Origin of the sequence: Streptomyces sp. BK340 (genome assembly GCF_007827595.1) — a bacterium.
Classification (GTDB): Bacteria; Actinomycetota; Actinomycetes; order Streptomycetales; family Streptomycetaceae; genus Streptomyces.
Window position 1 is genome coordinate 130,669 of the sequence record NZ_VISR01000006.1, and the last position, 17,727, is coordinate 148,395.

Sequence of the window (17,727 nt, forward strand, 5' to 3'; positions counted from 1 at the left end):
TCAGTGACGCGGCGCACTTTCGGTCGCCGATTGCGCATGCGATCGGAGGTGCGGGGCAGGTGGCCACGGTCCCCGACTGTGACACGACTGTGACACAGGGGGACTGAACAGGAACGGAAGGCAATACCGATCATGGCGGACAGAACGGAACGACAGGTCCCGGCGACCATCCACGCGGGCGGCGAGTGGCTGGAAGCCGTCTCCGGAGCGACGCGCGAGATCCTCGACCCCGCGGACGCCCGGCCGTTCGCCGTGGTCGCGGAGGGCGACGAGAAGGACGCGGAGCGCGCGGTGGCGGCCGCCCGGCAGGCGTTCGACCACGGCCCCTGGCCGCACGCTCCCGTCGGCGAGCGCGCCGCCCTGCTGCGCCGCGTCGCCGACCTCCTCGTGCGCGACCGCGAGGAACTCGGCCTGCTGGAGAGCAGGGACGCGGGCAAGACCGCCGAAGAGGGCCGCATCGACATCGACTGTGTCGCCGACGCCTTCCGTTACTTCGCGGACCTGGTCGCCGGCGAGGCCCCCGGCCGGGTCGTCGACGCGGGCTCCCCCGACATCCACAGCGTCGTCGTGCACGAGCCCGTCGGTGTGTGCGCGCTCATCACCCCCTGGAACTACCCGCTGCTCCAGGCCAGTTGGAAGATCGCCCCGGCGCTCGCCGCCGGCAACACCTTCGTGATCAAGCCCAGCGAGATCACCCCGATGACGACCGTCGCGCTGATCGACCTGCTGACCGAGGCCGGTCTGCCCGCCGGAGTCGCCAACCTGGTCACCGGACCCGGCCACACCGTCGGCGCCCGTCTCGCCGAGCACCCCGACGTCGACCTGGTCTCCTTCACCGGCGGCCTGGTCAGCGGCACCAAGGTCGCCCAGGCGGCCGCCCCGACCGTCAAGAAGGTCGCCCTCGAACTCGGCGGCAAGAACCCCAACGTGGTCTTCGCCGACGCCTGCGCCACCGACGAAGGCTTCGACACCGCCGTCGACCAGGCCCTCAACGCCGCCTTCATCCACAGCGGCCAGGTCTGCTCGGCCGGTGCCCGGCTGATCGTCGAGGAGAGCGTGCGTGAGCGCTTCGTCGCCGAACTCGCCCGGCGGGCCGCCCTGATCCGTCTCGGCCGGGGCACTGCCGAGGGCGCCGAGTGCGGACCGCTGGTCTCCGAGCAGCAGCGCGCCAAGGTCGAGGCCTACGTGCAGTCGGCACTTCAGGAGGGCGCGGTGCTGCGCTCGGGCGGCAGGCGTCCCGAACCGTCCGCCGATCGGCCCGCCACCGGCTACTTCTACGAGCCGACGGTCCTCGACCGGTGCCACCGGGAGATGAAGGTCGTGCGCGAGGAGGTCTTCGGCCCGGTCCTCACCGTCGAGACCTTCCGCACCGAGGACGAGGCGGTCGCCCTCGCCAACGACACCGAGTACGGCCTCGCGGGCGCCGTCTGGACCGCCGACGCCGGACGCGCCCGCCGCGTCGCAGGCCGGCTGCGTCACGGCACCGTCTGGATCAACGACTTCCACCCCTACCTCCCGCAGGCGGAGTGGGGCGGCTTCGGAAAGAGCGGCGTCGGCCGCGAGCTGGGCCCCGCCGGGCTCGCCGAGTACCGCGAGACCAAGCACGTCTACCAGAACCTCGCGCCGAAGCCGGTGCGCTGGTTCGCCGGCTGATCCCCCGACTGCCTTACACAGCAAGTCTTCTGGAGTAACACCCCATGTCCCACACCCCTCACCTCTACGACTACGTCGTCATCGGCGGCGGCACCGCGGGCTCGGTCATCGCCTCCCGCCTCACCGAGAACCCCGACGTCACCGTCGCCGTCATCGAGGGCGGCCCCAGCGACGTCGGCCGCGACGACGTGCTGACCCTGCGCCGCTGGATGGGCCTGCTCGGCGGCGACCTCGACTACGACTACCCGATCACCGAACAGCCCCGCGGCAACTCCCACATCCGGCACAGCCGGGCCCGCGTCCTCGGCGGCTGCTCCTCCCACAACACCCTGATCTCCTTCAAGCCGCTCCCGTCCGACTGGGACGAGTGGGAGGCGGCCGGCGCCAAGGGCTGGGGCGCAGTCCCCATGGAGGCCTACTACGCCCGCCTCCTCAACAACATCGTCACCGTGGACGAGAAGGACCGGAACGCCATCGCCCGCGACTTCGTGGACGCCGCCCGGGCGGCGCTCGACGTGCCCCTCGTCGAGGGCTTCAACAAGAAGCCGTTCACCGAGGGCGCCGGCTTCTTCGACCTCGCCTACCACCCCGAGGACAACAAGCGCTCCTCCGCCTCGGTGGCGTACCTGCACCCGGTGCTGGACGAGCGCCCCAACCTCCGTATCTTCCTGGAGACCTGGGCGCACAAGCTGGAGCTGAACGGCACCCGCGCCGAGGGCGTCCACGTGCGCACCGAGGACGGCCAGGAGCTGCTGATCCGGGCCCGGCACGAGGTCCTGCTGTGCGCGGGCGCCGTCGACTCGCCCCGCCTGCTGATGCACTCGGGCATCGGCCCCCGCGAGGACCTGGAGGCGCTCGGCATCCCCGTCGTGCTCGACCTGCCGGGCGTCGGCGAGAACCTGCTCGACCACCCCGAGTCGGTCATCGTCTGGGAGACCCACGGACCGATCCCGGAGAACTCCGCGATGGACTCCGACGCGGGGCTGTTCGTGCGCCGGGACCCCGCACACACGGGCCCGGACCTGATGTTCCACTTCTACCAGGTCCCGTTCACGGACAACCCGGAACGCCTCGGCTACGAGCGCCCGCAGTACGGCGTCTCGATGACCCCCAACATCCCCAAGCCGAAGAGCCGCGGCCGCCTGTACCTGACCAGCGCCGACCCGTCCGTGAAGCCGGCCCTGGACTTCCGGTACTTCACCGACGAGGACGACTACGACGCCCGGACCCTGGTCGACGGCATCCGCATCGCCCGCGAGATCGCCAAGGCCGAGCCGCTCGCCGGCTGGCTCAAGCGCGAGGTCTGCCCGGGCCCGGAGATCGTGGACGACGCCGGGCTGAGCGAGTACGCCCGCAAGGCCGCCCACACCGTGTACCACCCCGCCGGCACCTGCAGGATGGGCGCCGTCGACGACGAACTCGCCGTGGTGGACCCCGAGCTGCGGATCCGCGGCCTCGACGGCATCCGCATAGCCGACGCCTCCGTCTTCCCGACCATGACCGCCGTCAACCCGATGATCGGGGTGCTCATGGTCGGGGAGAGGGCCGTCGACCTGATCGGAGGTGGTGCGTGATGAGTACGACCACTCAGTCGCCCGTGTTCTCGGTCAACGGCCTCTGGAAGGTCTTCGGACCCAAGGCCGACCGCGTCCCGGCAGACCCGGAACTCAGCACGCTGGCCCCCGCCGACCTGCGCTCGCGCACCGGCTGCACGGCCGCCGTCCGCGACGTCTCCTTCGACGTGCGCAAGGGCGAGGTCTTCGTCGTCATGGGTCTGTCCGGCTCCGGCAAGTCCACCCTGGTGCGCTGCCTGACCCGGCTGATCGAGCCGACGGCCGGCACCATCGCCATCGACGGCGAGGACGTGCGCGCCATGGACAAGGCCCGCCTGCGCGAACTGCGCCGGCACCGCGCCGCGATGGTCTTCCAGCACTTCGGGCTGCTCCCGCACCGCACGGTCCTGGACAACGTGGCCTACGGCCTGGAGATCCAGGGCGTCGGAAGGTCCGAACGACGTGAGCGGGCCGCCGAGTTCGTCACCAAGGTCGGCCTGGAGGGCATGGAGAAGCGCCGCCCAGGCCAGCTCTCCGGCGGCCAGCGCCAGCGCGTCGGTCTCGCCCGCGCGCTCGCCGTCGACCCCGAGGTGCTGCTGTTCGACGAGCCCTTCAGCGCCCTGGACCCCCTCATCCGCCGCGACATGCAGGACGAGGTGGCCCGGCTGCACCGCGAGGAGGGCCGCACGATGGTCTTCATCACCCACGACCTCAGCGAGGCGCTCAGGCTCGGCGACCGCATCGCCCTGATGCGCGACGGCCGCGTGGTCCAGCTCGGCACCCCGGAGGAGATCGTCTCCTCCCCGGCCGACGACTACGTCCGCGAGTTCGTCCGCGACGTGCCGCGTGAGCAGGTCGTGACCTGCCGCACGGCCATGCGCCCCGCGCACCCGCAGGAGGCCGGGACCGGCCCCGCGGTCGGCCCCGACGCCCCGGTCGCCGAGGCCATCGAGGCAGTGGCCCGCTCGGGCGCACCGGCCCGGGTGATGGACGAGGGCAAGTGCGTCGGGGTCGTCGGCCCCGAGCAGCTGCTGGACGTGGTGGCCGGCGTGACCGCGGACGCCGATACCGCGGTGGCCGCGGGCAGCACCCTCGACGCAGCCGTGGACGGTGATGCCGCGGTCGCCGGCGCCGGTCGTGCCGACGTGGCCGAGGCCGGGGATGCTGCGGAAGCGGCGGGCGGTCGTACGGACGCGGTCGTGGACGCCGATGCCGGGGTGGCCGCCGGCGGTCGCGTGGACGCCGATGCCGCGGTGGCCGCGGGCAGCAACGCCGACGCGGCTGTGGGCAGTGGTGTCGTCGGGGCGGCGCCCGTTCCGGGGAAGCCGGCGCCCGGCAAGCGCCGGCCGGCGACCCCGCCCGCGCCCCGTACCAGCCCGGAGGACGTCTGATGGCAACGCTCACCGTCCCGACCGCCGGCACGGCGATCCCGGGCTTCCTGAGAAACCGTGCCGCGGCCAAGCTCCTCGCCCTGGCCGCGATCGCCGCGATCCTCGTACCCCTGGCCAACAGCCACTGGGGAAGCAACGCCTGGCCGCACGCGCTCACCGTCGACCTCTCCAAGCCCCTGGCCGGTGCCAGCAACTGGGTGATCGACAACCGGGACAGCCACCCCCTGTTCCTCTACTTCTTCGGCTACATCAGCAACGCCGTCGTACTGGCCGTACGCGCCGTCTACCTCACCCTGCTCGCCGCGGGCTGGGCGGGCGTCACCGCGTTCGGCGCCCTCGTGGCCTGGCGCCTCGGCGGTGTCCGCCTGGCCGCCGGCACGGCGGTCGCGTTCCTGGCCTGCGGCGCGCTCGGCATGTGGGTGCCCACCATGCAGACCCTCGCGCTGATGGTGGTCGCCGTCCTCGCCTCCGTGGCGGTGGGTGCCCTGCTCGGCCTCGCCGCCGGCCTCTCCGACCGCCTGGACCGCGCCCTGCGCCCCGTCCTGGACACCATGCAGGTGCTCCCGGCGTTCGCGTACCTCCTCCCCGTCGTCCTGGTCTTCGGCATCGGCGTCCCCGCGGCCGTCCTCGCCACCGTCGTCTACGCCGCCCCGCCGATGGCCCGCCTCACCGCGCTGGGCCTGCGCGGTGCCGACCCCGAAGTCCTGGAAGCCGTGGAGTCGCTCGGCGCCACCGCCCGCCAGCGGCTGCTGACCGCCCGTATCCCGCTGGCCCGCAAGGAACTCCTGCTCGGTCTGAACCAGACGATCATGATGGCGCTGTCCATGGCCGTCATCGCCTCCGTCATCGGCGCCGGCGGCCTCGGCGACCGCGTCTACCAGGCCCTCGCCTCAGTCGACGTGGGCGCGGCCCTCGCGGCCGGCATCCCGATCGTGCTGCTGGCGGTCGTCCTGGACCGCGTCACCGCCGCCGCGGGAGCCGCGGGGGACGGCAGCCCCCGGCCCCGTGCCAGCGGCCTGCCGTACGCCCTGGCCGTCACCGTGACCGTGGCCCTGGCCGCCCGCCTCCTCGGCGCACTCGACTGGCCCGGCTCCTGGAGCCTGGACATCGCCGAACCGGTCAACCGCGCCGTCGACTGGATGACCGCCCACCTCTACTCCGGCGTCCCGGTGGTCGGCGGCACCGCCGACTGGGCCGGCCACTTCACCACCTGGATCCTGGACCCCGTCCGCAGCGGCCTGCAGTGGCTGCCCTGGTGGGCCGTGCTGCTCCTGGTCGCCGCGCTGTCCTGGCTGATCGGCACCTGGCGCACCGCGCTTACCGCCGTCCTGGCGATGGCCGCGATCGGCGTGCTCGGGGTGTGGGAGCCCTCGCTCGACACCCTGTCGCAGGTGCTCGCCGCCGTCTCCGTCACCCTCGTCCTCGGCTTCGCCACCGGTATCGCCGCCGCCCGCAGCGACCGCGTCGAACGGGCGCTGCGCCCGGTCCTGGACGTCTTCCAGACCATGCCGCAGTTCGTGTACCTGATCCCGGTCGTCGCCCTGTTCGGCGTAGGCCGCGCGCCCGCCGTCGCCGCGGCCGTCGTGTACGCCCTCCCGGCCGTCGTCCGGATCACCGCTCAGGGGCTTCGCCAGGTCGACCCGGCAGCGCTGGAGTCGGCGCGCTCGCTCGGCGCGACCGGCCGCCAGCAGCTGTGGCAGATCCAGCTCCCGCTCGCCCGTCGGTCGTTGCTGCTCGCCGCCAACCAGGGCGTGGTCCTGGTCCTCGCCGTCGTCATCATCGGCGGCCTGGTCGGCGGTGGCGCCCTCGGCTACGACGTCGCCTTCGGCCTCGCCCAGGGCGACCTGTCGACCGGCCTGGTCGCCGGCGCGGCCATCGTCTGCCTGGGCCTGATGCTCGACCGGGTGACCCAGCCGACCGAACGCCGCGCGAAGAAGGGAGCGTGACATGCGATTCCGTACGACTGTCCCCGTCGGTGTCCCTGTCGCTGTCGCCGTCCTCGGACTGACCACCGGCTGCGGCGCCGCCGACATGACCAAGCAGGCGTCGCCGTTCGCGAACGCCCGGGGCGCGAAGACGGTCACCCTGTCCGTGCAGTCCTGGGTGGGCGCGCAGTCCAACGTGGCCGTCGCCCAGTACCTCCTCGAACACAAGCTGGGCTACCGCGTCGACACCGTCCAGGTGGACGAGGTGCCCGCGTGGGACGCGCTCAGCCAGGGCCGGGTCGACGCCATCCTGGAGGACTGGGGCCACCCGGACCAGGAGAAGCGGTACGTCACCGACAAGAGGACGATCGCCCGTGGCGGCGACCTCGGGGTGACCGGGCACATCGGCTGGTACGTCCCGACGTACCTGGCCCGGCAGCACCCGGACATCACCGACTGGAAGAACCTGAACAAGTACGCCCCGCTCTTCCGCACCGCGGAGAGCGGCGGCAAGGGCCAGCTGATGGACGGCTCCCCGTCCTACGTCACCAACGACAAGGCCCTGGTGAACAACCTGAAGCTGGACTACCAGGTCGTCTTCGCCGGGTCCGAGGCGGCCCAGATCACCCAGATGAAGCAGTTCGCCAAGGACAAGAAGCCCTTCCTGACCTACTGGTACTCGCCCCAGTGGCTTTTCAGGAAGGTCCCCATGACGGAGGTGAAGCTGCCGCCGTACAAGGAGGGCTGCGACGCGGACGCGGCCAAGGTCGCCTGCGCCTACCCGCACACCCCGCTGCAGAAGTACCTCAACGCGGACTTCGCCAGGTCCGGCGGGCAGGCGGCGGCCTTCCTGAAGAAGTTCCGGTGGACCACCGAGGACCAGAACCAGGTCTCCCTGATGATCGCCGACCAGAAGCTCTCGCCCGCGGAGGCGGCGAAGAAGTGGGTGGACAGCCACCCCTCCGTGTGGAAGAAGTGGCTGCCCTGACCCGCCCTGCTACGCGATGCCGTCGGCGATCTCGCGGAACGCCCGGGCGGCGCGCCGCTGGAGGCCCGCTCCGAACGTGATGCGGGTGGCCCCGAGTTCGCCGAGCACGGCGGGCGCGGGGCCCTCGCCGTCCGGCCGGGCCATCATGTTGAGCGGGCCCTGGATGCCGGCCCGCAGCAGGGGCAGCACGTCCGCCGGAGCGAGGATCGGATACACGCAGTCCGCGCCCGCGGCCACGTAGGACGCGGCCCGCTCGATGGCCCGTTCGGGGTTTCCGTCGCCGTGGAGGAACGTGTCGACGCGGGCGTTGACGAAGAGCCGGTCGGCGGCGGCCGAGCGGACCTCGGCGAGGTACTCGGCCTGCTCGTGCGGGTCCTTGAGGACACCCCCGGCGGAGTCCTCGAGGTTGCAGCCCACGGCACCCGCCTCCAGCAGCCGCTCGACCAGCTCCTTCGGCGCGAGCCCGTACCCGCCCTCGACGTCCGCCGAGACCGGCACGTCCACCGCCCGCACGATCCGGGCCACCGCCGCGAACATCTCGTCGGCCGGGGTAGCCCCGTCCTCGTACCCGAGGGAGGCGGCCACCCCGGCGCTCGGCGTGGCCAGCGCCGGGAACCCGGCCTCGACGCACACCCGGGCGCTCGCCGCGTCCCAGGGGCCGGGCAGGATCAGCGGATCGCCCTGGGCGCGCCTGCGGTGCAGGGCGCGGAACTCGTCCACCTTGCTCATGGCTGGTAACCCCCTGGCGGAACACGGCGGCTGACCATGAGACGGTTCCAGCCGTTGATGACGGTGATCAGGCCGACGAGGTGGGCGAGTTCGGCCTCGTCGAAGTGCTTGGCGGCGGTGTCGTACACCTCGTCCGGCACGAAGCCGTCGGTCAGCACGGTGACCGCCTCGGTCAGCGCCAGCGCGGCCCGTTCCCGCTCGCTGTACCGGTCCTCGGCCTCCTCCCAGGCGTTCAGCAACTGGATGCGCTCCTCCGGCTCGCCGTTCCCACGGGCCAGCCGGAGATGCATGTCGAGGCAGAACGCGCAGTGGTTGAGCTGCGAGGCACGGATCATGACCAGCTCGGCGAGGACCGGATCGCCGAGCCCCCTCTTCGCGGCCGCGCTCAGCGCCGACATGGCCAGGCCGACCTCGCGGTCCAGCAGCTGGGTACGGCTCACTTGTACTGCCCCGGCCGGTAGTGGCCCGGGGTCATCCGGGTGGTCACGCCGAACCGGTTCCACGCGTTGATCACCGTGATCGCGGCGATCAGCCCGGCCAGCTCCGCCTCCTCGAAGTGCGCGGCGGCCCGGTCGTACACCTCGTCCGGCACGAAGCCGTCGGTCAGCACGGTGACCGCCTCGGTCAGCTCCAGCGCCGCCAGTTCCTTCGCGGTGTAGAAGTGCCGCGACTCCTCCCATGCGCTGAGCTGCACGATCCGCTCCACGCTCTCGCCGGCGGCGAGAGCGTCCTTGGTGTGCATGTCGAGGCAGAACGCACAGTGGTTGAGCTGCGAGGCGCGGATCTTCACCAGCTCGTACAGCGTGGGGTCGATGCCCTGCTTCGCGGCCGTGTCCAGGCGGATCATCGCCTTGTAGACCTCGGGTGCGTGCTTGGCCCAGTTGAGCCGTGGGGTCTGTTCGGCGGCGTACTCGACGGTTTCCTCTGCAGTGCTCATGGTTCGACCCTAGGAGCGAGGATGCCCAGGGGTATGGTCCATTTACATGGCGAATTCATGGGCCACTCTGGGAGTCGACCTGCACCTGGAACCGGCCGGTTCCAGCGGGCTGCGCCGCGGTCTGACCGACGCGCTGCGGGACGCCGTCCGCACCGGCCGCCTCGCCCCCGGCACCCGGCTGCCGTCCTCCCGCAGCCTCGCCGCCGACCTGGGGATCGCCCGCAACACCGTCGCCGAGGCCTATGCCGACCTGGTCGCCGAGGGCTGGCTCACCGCTCGCCAGGGCTCCGGGACCCAGGTGGCGATGGGGGTACCTCCCACGTCCTTCGGGCAGCGGGGGACGGGGGGCGTCCCGCCGGCCGGCACCGCACCCCGGCGCCGCGAACCCGGCCGGCCCGCCTACAGCCTCGTCCCCGGCAGCCCCGACCTCGCCTCCTTCCCGCGCACCGAGTGGCTCAAGGCCGCCCGCCGCGCGCTGGCCACCGCCCCCTTCGACGCCCTCGGCTACGGCGACCCGCGCGGCCGCCCCGAACTGCGCACCGCCCTCGCCGGCTATCTCGCCCGCGCCCGCGGCGTCCGCGCCGACCCCGACTCGATCTTGATCACTGCGGGCTTCTCGCACGCCCTGCGCATCCTCGGGGCGCTGCTCGGGGCGCGCGGGGTGCGGACCGTCGCGGTGGAGTCGTACGGGCTCGACGTCCACTGGGGGCTGCTGAGGAGCGCGGGCCTCGCGACACCCGCGCTGCCCTACGACGAACTGGGCACCGACACGGGCGCGTTGAGCGACGAGGGCGCGGTACTCGTCACCCCCGCCCACCAGTTCCCGATGGGCATGCCCCTGCACCCCGACCGGCGGACCGCTGTCGTGGAGTGGGCGCGGCGGACCGGCGGGCTGGTCCTGGAGGACGACTACGACGGCGAGTTCCGCTACGACCGTCAGCCCGTCGGCGCCCTCCAGGGCCTCGACCCCGGCCGGGTCGTCTACCTCGGCACGGCCAGCAAGTCCCTGGCCCCCGGCCTGCGCCTCGGCTGGATGGTGCTGCCGCCGTCCCTGGCCCAGGAGGCGGCCGAGGCCAAGGGCCGTGTCGACACCTGCGGCGTGCTGGACCAGCTGACGCTGGCCGAGTTCCTCACCTCCGGCGCCTACGACCGCCATGTCCGCTCCGCCCGGCTGCGCTACCGGCGCCGCCGTGACGCCCTCGCCGCCGCCGTGGCCGACCGCGCACCCGAGGTCCGGGTCACCGGGATCGCGGCCGGTCTGCACGCCGTGCTGCGGCTGCCGCCCGGCACCGAGCAGTCGGTGATCCAGGCCGCGACCTGGCAGGGCCTTGCCCTGCACGGGCTCGCCTTCCACCGGCACGAGCAGGCGCTCGCCGAGCCGCTGGACGCGCTAGTGGTGGGGTACGGGACGCCGCCGGACAGTGCGTGGGCGGGGGCGCTGGAGGCGTTGTGCAGGGTGTTGCCGTGACGGCGAATCCCGGCCCGTCCGGGGGCGCGGCCCCCAGGGCGGTCACCGCGGCGGACCCACGGCCTGCACGGCCTCACCGTCGGAGGCGGGGGCCTCGCCGAACCGCGCCAGGGCCAGCGCCCCCGCCACCGCCACCGCGAACCCCAGCACAGCCAGCCAGGCGAACCCCTCCCTTGTCCGGTCGCCGAGCCAGATCACGCCGACCGCCGCCGGGCCGATCGTCTCGCCGATGACCAGTCCGGCCGTCGCCGTCGTCACCGCGCCGCGCTGCAGGGCGGAGGTCAGCAGAATGAAGGCGGCGCCGCCGCCGATCAGCAGGGCGTAGGCCGCCGGGTTGGTGAGCAGCCCGGCCGGCCGCAGCGAGTCGATCAGACGGACCGACACCTCCACGACCCCGAATCCGAAACCCGCCCCCAGCCCCAGTACCAGCGCCCGCATGCGTCCGGTCAGTCGCCCGCCCAGCAGCGCGAGCACCAGCATGCCGACGGCCGTCGCGAGCATGGCCCACTTCAGGGTGTCCGACCCCTCCCGGTCCCCCTCCGGCCCGGCCGCCAGCCCCAGCATCGCGAGCCCGACGCAGACGACGCCCACCGCGCCCCACTCCGTGCCGGTCAGCCGCACCCGCAGCAGCCGCGCCGCGACCACCGCGGTCACCGCCAGACTCGACGCCAGAGCAGCGCTGACCGCGTAGATCGGAATCGAGCGCAGCGCTGCGATCTGGAACAGGAAACCAAGACCGTCCAGCGCAAGACCCGCCAGGTACCGCCACTGCCGCAGGGCCCGCAGCAACAGCGCGGCCTCGCCGCCCCCACCCGTACCGGCCTGCCTCGCGGCGACCGCCTGCAACACCGTCGCCGTACCGAAGCAGACGGCCGCGGCCAGGGCACACACCATTCCGAAGAGCACGAAGTGACTTTAGGCGAACGGGGAATCGCGGAGACCTCCGCATCCGCTCTCACGCCCCTGCGGTTGTTGTCGATCGCTGCAGGAGGTGTGTGCTCAGCCATCCCTGCACCCTGTCCGCATGAAACGCATGGTGCTATCTTCAGTAGCACCATGTTGCTGCGTTTGGACAACAGAGACACCCGCCCCCTGCACGAGCAGGTGGCAGGGGCCATCCGGCGCGCGATCGCCGAGGGTGAGTGCCGGCCGGGAGACCGGCTGCCGTCGGCACGCGACCTCTCCCAGGCGCTGGACGTCAACGTCAACACCGTCCTCAGGGGGCTGCGCAGCCTCCGGGACGACGGACTGCTGGAGTTCCGCAGGGGCCGGGGCGTGACCGTGGCGAAAGGCGCCGACGAGCGCTCCGGACTTCTGGACCAGGTGCACGCGCTGGTGACCGAGGCGGCACGGCTGGGCTACAGCAGGACCGATCTCATCGAGATGATCAGGGGGCTACCGTGAGCGACGGCACCAGGACCAGGGGCGGAGCGCGCTGGAGTGCCGGGCTGTGGACAGTCGGTACGGCCGGGCTGATCGCCGCCCTGCCCTGGGCCGCCCATGGACGGATGCCGGACCGCCTGGCCACCCACTGGGGGTCCGGGCGGGACACTCCGGACGGGTCCATGCCCCTGTGGGCTGCATCCCTCTTCCCGGCCCTGATCTGGCTGGCCCTGACCGCGATCGTGTTCGTGGCCCAGCGGCGGGCCGGAGACCCCGCGCGCAGCGCGACGCGGGCGTGGACCGCCGCCGTCCTGCTGTCGGGGGGCATCCTCCTCGGCGGCGCGCAGGCGTCCGTCGTCCGCGCGAACCTGGATCACGCGGACTGGCACCAGGCCCGCCAGCCAACGGCATGGATCGTCGTGACGCTCGCCGGGGCGGTCGTCGCCGGAGTCGTCGGATGGCTGGTGAACTCGCGCGGGGCGGCCTCCGTCGCGCCCGCCACGCAGGAGCCCTCCGGCCCGGTGCTGGAGATCCCGCGCGGGCAGCGCCTGGTGTGGTTCTCCCGCATCACCAATCCCTGGCTCCATCTGGTGGCGGCAGTGGCCGGCCTGGTGGCGGTGGCGGCCCTCGTCGCTCTGGTCAGCGGTCTCGCCACCGCCGGCCCGTTGTGGGCGCTGTTCGCTCCGTTCGCGTGCACGTCCCTGGCCGTGGCCGGCTGCGCCACCGTGCAGGCGCGTGCATCGGAGCGCGGCCTGGAAGTGGCGTTCGGACCCCTCGGCTGGCCCGCCCGGCGCTGGCCGGCCGAGGACATCGAGTCGGCTCGCGCCGAGAACCGCACCCCCGCGCAGGTCGGAGGCTGGGGTTACCGGCTCAGCGGTCTCGGCACCACGGTCATGCTGCGGAGCGGAGAATGCCTCGTCATCCGCCCCCGGGGAACGGGCGGGGAATTCGCCGTCAGTATCGACGACGCGGAGCGCGGCGCAGCTCTTCTCAACGCGCTCAATACGACTCGGCACGGCTGAGTCCTTCATTCCGCGTGAGCCGCGGCACACGGGTACGACCTGCGCGGGCTCCATGGCGCGACGCACACCCTCCCAAAGAGCACGAAGCGGCTTCGGAGGGAGGCGAACCAGCAACCCGCCTCGGTGGCCGCTCTTACCGTTCTCTAGGCTGACCGTCGAAAACAGGCCAGCAACGGGGGAGACACCAGCATGGATACCGCACGCCGACGCCTTCGATCCGGAACCGTCCTCCTCGGCGGCATGGGCCTGCTCGCCACCGCCCTGACCGCCTGCTCCTCCGCCCCGGACAAGCGCTGCGTCGACCGCGACAGCTATCGGCTGGCCAAGGGCTACAAGGTCGTCTCCGACAAGAACTGCAAGTCCGCCAAGGCCTTCGTCGACGGCGCCTGGTACTACGGCGGCAAGAAGCAGGGCTCCTGGGTGAGCGGCGGCTCCTTCACCAAGCCGGGCAAGGGCTCCGGCTCGCATTCGAGCTCGGGCGGCTCGCACGGCGGCGTGCACCGCGGCGGCTTCGGCGGCGGTCACGGCAGCTCCGGCGGCTGACGAGGAAACGGACCGTGGAACGCCGTACGACCACCCCCCGCCCCGGCTGGCAGCAGACCGTCGAGGAGCAGGGACTCGTCTACCCCCTCACTCGCCACCCGGACGGCTCGCTGCGCCCCTACTGGGACGAGAGCGCCTACTACGTCTTCACGCTGGACGAGATCGAGGCGCTGGAGGAGGCCGTCGAGGAACTGCACCGCATGTGCCTCGCGGCCGCCGGGCACATCGTGGCCGAGGGCCGCCTCGCCGACCTCGGCATCACCGACCCGCGGGTCGCCGAGGCCGTCACCGAGGCCTGGCGGCGCCGCGCCGAACTCCCCTCCGTCTACGGCCGCTTCGACCTCCGTTACGACGGCACCGGCCCGGCGAAGCTCCTCGAGTACAACGCCGACACCCCGACCTCACTGGTCGAGGCCGCCTCCCCCCAGTGGTTCTGGATGGAGGAACGCTTCCCCGGCGCCGACCAGTGGAACTCGCTGCACGATCGCCTGGTCGACGCCTGGCGCCGGCAGGCCGCGCTGCTCCCGCCGGGCAGCCCGCTGCACTTCGCGCACTCCTCGGCCGACGAACTCGGCGAGGATCTGATGACGGTCGCCTACCTGAAGGAGACCGCCGAACAGGCCGGCCTCGCCACCGAATGGATCTCCATGGAGGAGATCGGCTGGGACACCCTCTCCGGCCGCTTCGTGGACAACGGGCTCCGCTTCATCCGCAGCGTCTTCAAGCTCTATCCGTGGGAGTGGCTCACCACCGACGCCTTCGCGGGGCACGTCCTGGACACCCTGGACAACGGCGGCGGCACCGGCAGCACCCTGTGGATCGAACCCGCCTGGAAGATGCTCCTGAGCAACAAGGCCCTGCTGGCGATCCTCTGGGAGCTGTACCCCGGCCACCCCAGCCTGCTGCCCGCCTACCTGGACGGCCCGCGCGAGCTGGCCGGGTCGACCGGCTATGTCGCCAAGCCGCTGCTGGGCCGCGAGGGCGCGGGCGTGACCGTCCACGAGCCCGGCGCCCCGGCCGCCGTCCGGGACGAGCCCTGCTGCTACCAGCAGCTCGCCCCGCTGCCCTCCTTCGACGGCAATCACCTCGTCCTCGGCGCCTGGGTCGTCCGGGACGAGCCGGCCGGCCTCGGCCTGCGCGAGTCCTCGGGCCTGATCACCGACGAGTACGCCCGCTTCCTGCCGCACGTGATCCTCTAGCCGGCCAGCACCGCCCCCAGCTGTTCGAGCCCCCAGTCCAGGTCCTCCTTGCCGATCACCAACGGCGGCGCGATCCGGACCGTCGCACCGTGGGTGTCCTTCACCAGGACACCCCGGTCCATCAGCCGCTCGGACACCTGCCGGCCGGTCCCGACCCCCGGCGCGATGTCCACCCCGGCCCACAGCCCGCGCCCGCGCACCGCCGTCACCCTGCCGGTGCCGAGCAGCGCGCCCAGCTCCCGGTGCAGATGATCGCCGAGCTCGGCGGCCCGTGCCTGGTACTCGCCCGTCCGCAGCATCCTGATCACCTCCAGCGCCACCGCACACGCCAAGGGGTTCCCGCCGAACGTCGATCCGTGCTCACCCGGCCCGAACACCCCGAGCACCTCGGTGCTCGACACCACCGCCGACACCGGCACGATCCCGCCGCCCAGCGCCTTCCCCAGCACGTACACATCCGGTACGACCCCCTCGTGCTCGCACGCGAACGTCCGCCCGGTCCGACCCAGCCCGGACTGGATCTCGTCCGCGATGAACAGCACGTCCCGCTGCCGGGTCAGCTCACGCACCGCCGGCAGATAACCGGCCGGCGGGACGATCACCCCCGACTCGCCCTGGATCGGTTCGAGCAGCACCGCGACCGTGTTCTCGGTGAGCGCCGCCCGCATCGCGGTCAGGTCGCCGTACGGCACGATCTGGAAGCCCGGCGTGTACGGCCCGAAGTCCGCCCGCGCCTCGGGGTCGGTCGAGAAGCTGATGACCGTCGTCGTACGGCCGTGGAAGTTGCCGCTCGCGACCACGATCTTCGCCATCTCGGCGGGCACCCCCTTGATCCGGTACCCCCATTTCCGGGCGGTCTTCACCGCGGTCTCCACCGCCTCGACGCCGGTGTTCATCGGCAGCACCATCTGCATGCCGCACAGCGCGGCCAGCTCGGTGCAGAAGGCGGCGAACCGGTCGTGGTGGAACGCCCGCGAGGTCAGCGTCACCCGCTCCAGCTGCGCCTTGGCAGCCTCCACCAGCCGCGGGTGGCCGTGGCCGAAGTTCAGCGCCGAGTACCCGGCCAGCAGGTCGAGGTAGCGCCGCCCCTCGACATCCGTCATCCAGGCCCCCTCCGCGGTGGCGACGACCACCGGCAGGGGGTGGTAGTTGTGCGCACTGTGGGTGTCGGCGGCGGCGATGAGCGTCTCCGTAGCGTTCACGGGAACTCCAAGGGGCCAGAGAGTCGGATGCACCCCCTTCTTATCCTCGCTCGCATGGTGGACGCGGGACCTCCCCGTTCCGGCGCGCCCGGTAGGCTGATCAGCGGGCCGTGACTGGCGCGCTAGGGATGGGACCGACCATCGGGGAGCGGCCCGAGCCGGAAAGAGTGCCGTGCGCCTGGGCCGAACGTGAACGCTGTACGCACACCGTCCGGAGGTCCCCATGCCAGAGCAGCCCCTGTCGACCGAGTCCACCGCCTTCCGTGCCGCCCTCGACGTGATCCGTGCCGTCGAGCCGCGGGTCGCGGACGCCATCGGCCAAGAGGTGACCGACCAGCGCGAGATGCTGAAGCTGATCGCCTCCGAGAACTACGCCTCCCCGGCCACCCTGCTGGCGATGGGCAACTGGTTCAGCGACAAGTACGCCGAGGGCACCATCGGCCGCCGCTTCTACGCCGGCTGCCGCAACGTCGACACGGTGGAGTCCCTGGCCGCCGAGCACGCCAAGGCGCTCTTCGGTGCCCGGCACGCCTACGTCCAGCCGCACTCCGGTATCGACGCCAACCTCGTCGCCTTCTGGGCCGTCCTCGCGGACCGCGTGGAGGTCCCGTTCCTGGAGAAGACCGGCGCCCGCCAGGTCAACGACCTCTCCGAGGCCGACTGGGCCGAGCTCCGCCAGGCCTTCGGCAACCAGCGCATGCTCGGCATGTCCCTGGACGCCGGCGGCCACCTCACCCACGGCTTCCGTCCGAACATCTCAGGCAAGATGTTCGACCAGCGCTCCTACGGCACCGACCCGGCCACCGGCCTGATCGACTACGAGGCGCTGCGTGTCCAGGCCCGCGAGTTCAAGCCGCTGATCATCGTCGCGGGCTACTCGGCGTACCCCCGTCTGGTGAACTTCCGCGTCATGCGCGAGATCGCCGACGAGGTCGGCGCGACCCTGATGGTCGACATGGCCCACTTCGCCGGTCTGGTCGCCGGCAAGGTCCTGACCGGCGACTTCGACCCGGTCCCGCACGCCCAGATCGTCACCACGACCACCCACAAGTCCCTGCGCGGCCCGCGCGGCGGCATGGTCCTGTGCGACGACTCCCTGAAGGACCAGGTGGACCGCGGCTGCCCGATGGTGCTCGGCGGCCCGCTCCCGCACGTCATGGCGGCGAAGGCCGTCGCCCTCGCCGAGGCCCGTCAGCCCTCCTTCCAGGACTACGCCCAGCGCATCGTCGACAACTCGCGCGCCCTCGCCGAGGGCCTGATGAAGCGCGGCGCCACCCTGGTCACCGGCGGTACGGACAACCACCTCAACCTGATCGACGTGGCCACCTCCTACGGCCTCACCGGCCGTCAGGCCGAGGCGGCCCTGCTCGAGTCCGGCATCGTCACCAACCGCAACGCCATCCCGGCCGACCCGAACGGCGCCTGGTACACCTCCGGCATCCGCATCGGCACCCCCGCCCTGACCACCCGGGGCCTCGGCACCGCGGAGATGGACGAGGTCGCCGGCCTGATCGACCGCGTCCTCAGCACCACCGAGCCGGGCACCACCAAGTCGGGTGCCCCGTCCAAGGCGGCCCACGTCCTGGACGAGAAGACCGCGCAGGAGATCGCCCAGCGGGCGACGGACCTGGTGGCGGCGTTCCCGCTCTACCCTGAAATCGACCTTGGCTGATCAACGCCCTCAGGGCCAGCCAACCTAAGGGGCGCGGGGAACTGCGCGACCAGCCCCTACGG

General features: G+C 72.2%; 15 protein-coding genes, 1 pseudogene and 1 riboswitch. Of the genes and pseudogenes, 11 read left to right on the forward strand and 5 right to left on the reverse strand.

Annotated elements, in window-relative coordinates; all coding sequences use genetic code 11:
- Window positions 1-132: 132 nt before the first annotated feature.
- The 5 genes and pseudogenes from FB157_RS14555 (at window position 133) to FB157_RS14575 (ending at window position 7,510) form a co-directional block, all read left to right on the forward strand.
- The gene (locus FB157_RS14555; RefSeq protein WP_145879667.1) at window positions 133-1,653 is read left to right on the forward strand and encodes an aldehyde dehydrogenase family protein; all 1,521 of its coding nucleotides are present in this window, start codon (window positions 133-135) and stop codon (window positions 1,651-1,653) included.
- 44 nt (window positions 1,654-1,697) lie between these two features.
- The gene (locus FB157_RS14560) at window positions 1,698-3,227 is read left to right on the forward strand and encodes a GMC family oxidoreductase (RefSeq protein WP_145879669.1); all 1,530 of its coding nucleotides are present in this window, start codon (window positions 1,698-1,700) and stop codon (window positions 3,225-3,227) included.
- Window positions 3,227-4,286 (forward strand): annotated as a pseudogene (locus FB157_RS14565) (glycine betaine/L-proline ABC transporter ATP-binding protein); the annotation flags it as partial. The gene FB157_RS14560 and the pseudogene FB157_RS14565, both read left to right, overlap by 1 nt.
- Before the next feature lie 310 nt (window positions 4,287-4,596).
- Window positions 4,597-6,543 (forward strand): proline/glycine betaine ABC transporter permease, encoded by a 1,947-nt coding sequence (locus FB157_RS14570; RefSeq protein WP_186581504.1) that lies wholly within the window; start codon window positions 4,597-4,599, stop codon window positions 6,541-6,543.
- 1 nt (window position 6,544) lies between these two features.
- On the forward strand, window positions 6,545-7,510 hold the full coding sequence (locus FB157_RS14575; RefSeq protein ID WP_145879672.1) for an ABC transporter substrate-binding protein: 966 nt from the start codon (window positions 6,545-6,547) through the stop codon (window positions 7,508-7,510).
- 9 nt (window positions 7,511-7,519) lie between these two features.
- Here the strand turns inward: FB157_RS14575 and FB157_RS14580 are convergent, their stop codons facing one another.
- The 3 genes from FB157_RS14580 to FB157_RS14590 are packed head-to-tail and all read right to left on the reverse strand — an operon-like array spanning window position 7,520 to window position 9,176.
- Window positions 7,520-8,239 carry an isocitrate lyase/phosphoenolpyruvate mutase family protein gene (locus FB157_RS14580; RefSeq protein ID WP_145879674.1) on the reverse strand — a complete coding sequence of 240 codons (720 nt, stop codon included), beginning with the start codon at window positions 8,237-8,239 and terminating at the stop codon, window positions 7,520-7,522.
- A complete protein-coding gene (locus FB157_RS14585) occupies window positions 8,236-8,679 on the reverse strand; it encodes a carboxymuconolactone decarboxylase family protein (RefSeq protein WP_261386313.1) in 444 nt (147 codons plus the stop codon). The genes FB157_RS14580 and FB157_RS14585 overlap by 4 nt, the downstream gene beginning before the upstream one ends.
- The gene (locus tag FB157_RS14590) at window positions 8,676-9,176 is read right to left on the reverse strand and encodes a carboxymuconolactone decarboxylase family protein (protein WP_145879675.1); all 501 of its coding nucleotides are present in this window, start codon (window positions 9,174-9,176) and stop codon (window positions 8,676-8,678) included. The genes FB157_RS14585 and FB157_RS14590 overlap by 4 nt, the downstream gene beginning before the upstream one ends.
- Window positions 9,177-9,222: 46 nt before the next feature.
- Here FB157_RS14590 and FB157_RS14595 point away from each other — a divergent pair, with 46 nt between their 5' ends.
- Window positions 9,223-10,644, forward strand: a complete 1,422-nt coding sequence (locus FB157_RS14595; protein WP_145879677.1) for a PLP-dependent aminotransferase family protein — start codon at window positions 9,223-9,225, stop codon at window positions 10,642-10,644.
- 42 nt (window positions 10,645-10,686) lie between these two features.
- Here FB157_RS14595 and FB157_RS14600 read toward each other — a convergent pair whose 3' ends face one another.
- On the reverse strand, window positions 10,687-11,538 hold the full coding sequence (locus tag FB157_RS14600; RefSeq protein ID WP_145879989.1) for a DMT family transporter: 852 nt from the start codon (window positions 11,536-11,538) through the stop codon (window positions 10,687-10,689).
- A 162-nt stretch (window positions 11,539-11,700) separates the two neighbouring features.
- On the opposite strand from FB157_RS14600, the gene FB157_RS14605 reads away from it, so the two are divergent.
- The 4 genes from FB157_RS14605 to FB157_RS14620 all read left to right on the forward strand — a co-directional run bounded on the left by FB157_RS14605 (window position 11,701) and on the right by FB157_RS14620 (window position 14,791).
- A complete protein-coding gene (locus FB157_RS14605; protein WP_145879679.1) occupies window positions 11,701-12,048 on the forward strand; it encodes a GntR family transcriptional regulator in 348 nt (115 codons plus the stop codon).
- A complete protein-coding gene (locus FB157_RS14610; RefSeq protein WP_145879681.1) occupies window positions 12,045-13,049 on the forward strand; it encodes a DUF1648 domain-containing protein in 1,005 nt (334 codons plus the stop codon). Before FB157_RS14605 ends, FB157_RS14610 begins: the two co-directional genes overlap by 4 nt.
- A 189-nt stretch (window positions 13,050-13,238) precedes the next feature.
- Window positions 13,239-13,592, forward strand: a complete 354-nt coding sequence (locus tag FB157_RS14615) for a hypothetical protein (RefSeq protein ID WP_145879682.1) — start codon at window positions 13,239-13,241, stop codon at window positions 13,590-13,592.
- A gap of 14 nt (window positions 13,593-13,606) precedes the next feature.
- A complete protein-coding gene (locus FB157_RS14620; RefSeq protein ID WP_145879684.1) occupies window positions 13,607-14,791 on the forward strand; it encodes a glutathionylspermidine synthase family protein in 1,185 nt (394 codons plus the stop codon).
- On the opposite strand, the gene rocD is transcribed toward FB157_RS14620, so the two are convergent.
- A complete protein-coding gene (rocD, locus tag FB157_RS14625) occupies window positions 14,788-15,993 on the reverse strand; it encodes an ornithine--oxo-acid transaminase (protein ID WP_145879685.1) in 1,206 nt (401 codons plus the stop codon). The two genes, FB157_RS14620 and rocD, sit on opposite strands and share 4 nt — an antisense overlap.
- Before the next feature lie 100 nt (window positions 15,994-16,093).
- Window positions 16,094-16,184, forward strand: a riboswitch (ZMP/ZTP riboswitch).
- A gap of 32 nt (window positions 16,185-16,216) precedes the next feature.
- Here rocD and FB157_RS14630 point away from each other — a divergent pair.
- Window positions 16,217-17,665 (forward strand): glycine hydroxymethyltransferase, encoded by a 1,449-nt coding sequence (locus FB157_RS14630; RefSeq protein WP_145879687.1) that lies wholly within the window; start codon window positions 16,217-16,219, stop codon window positions 17,663-17,665.
- Window positions 17,666-17,727 lie beyond the last annotated feature (62 nt).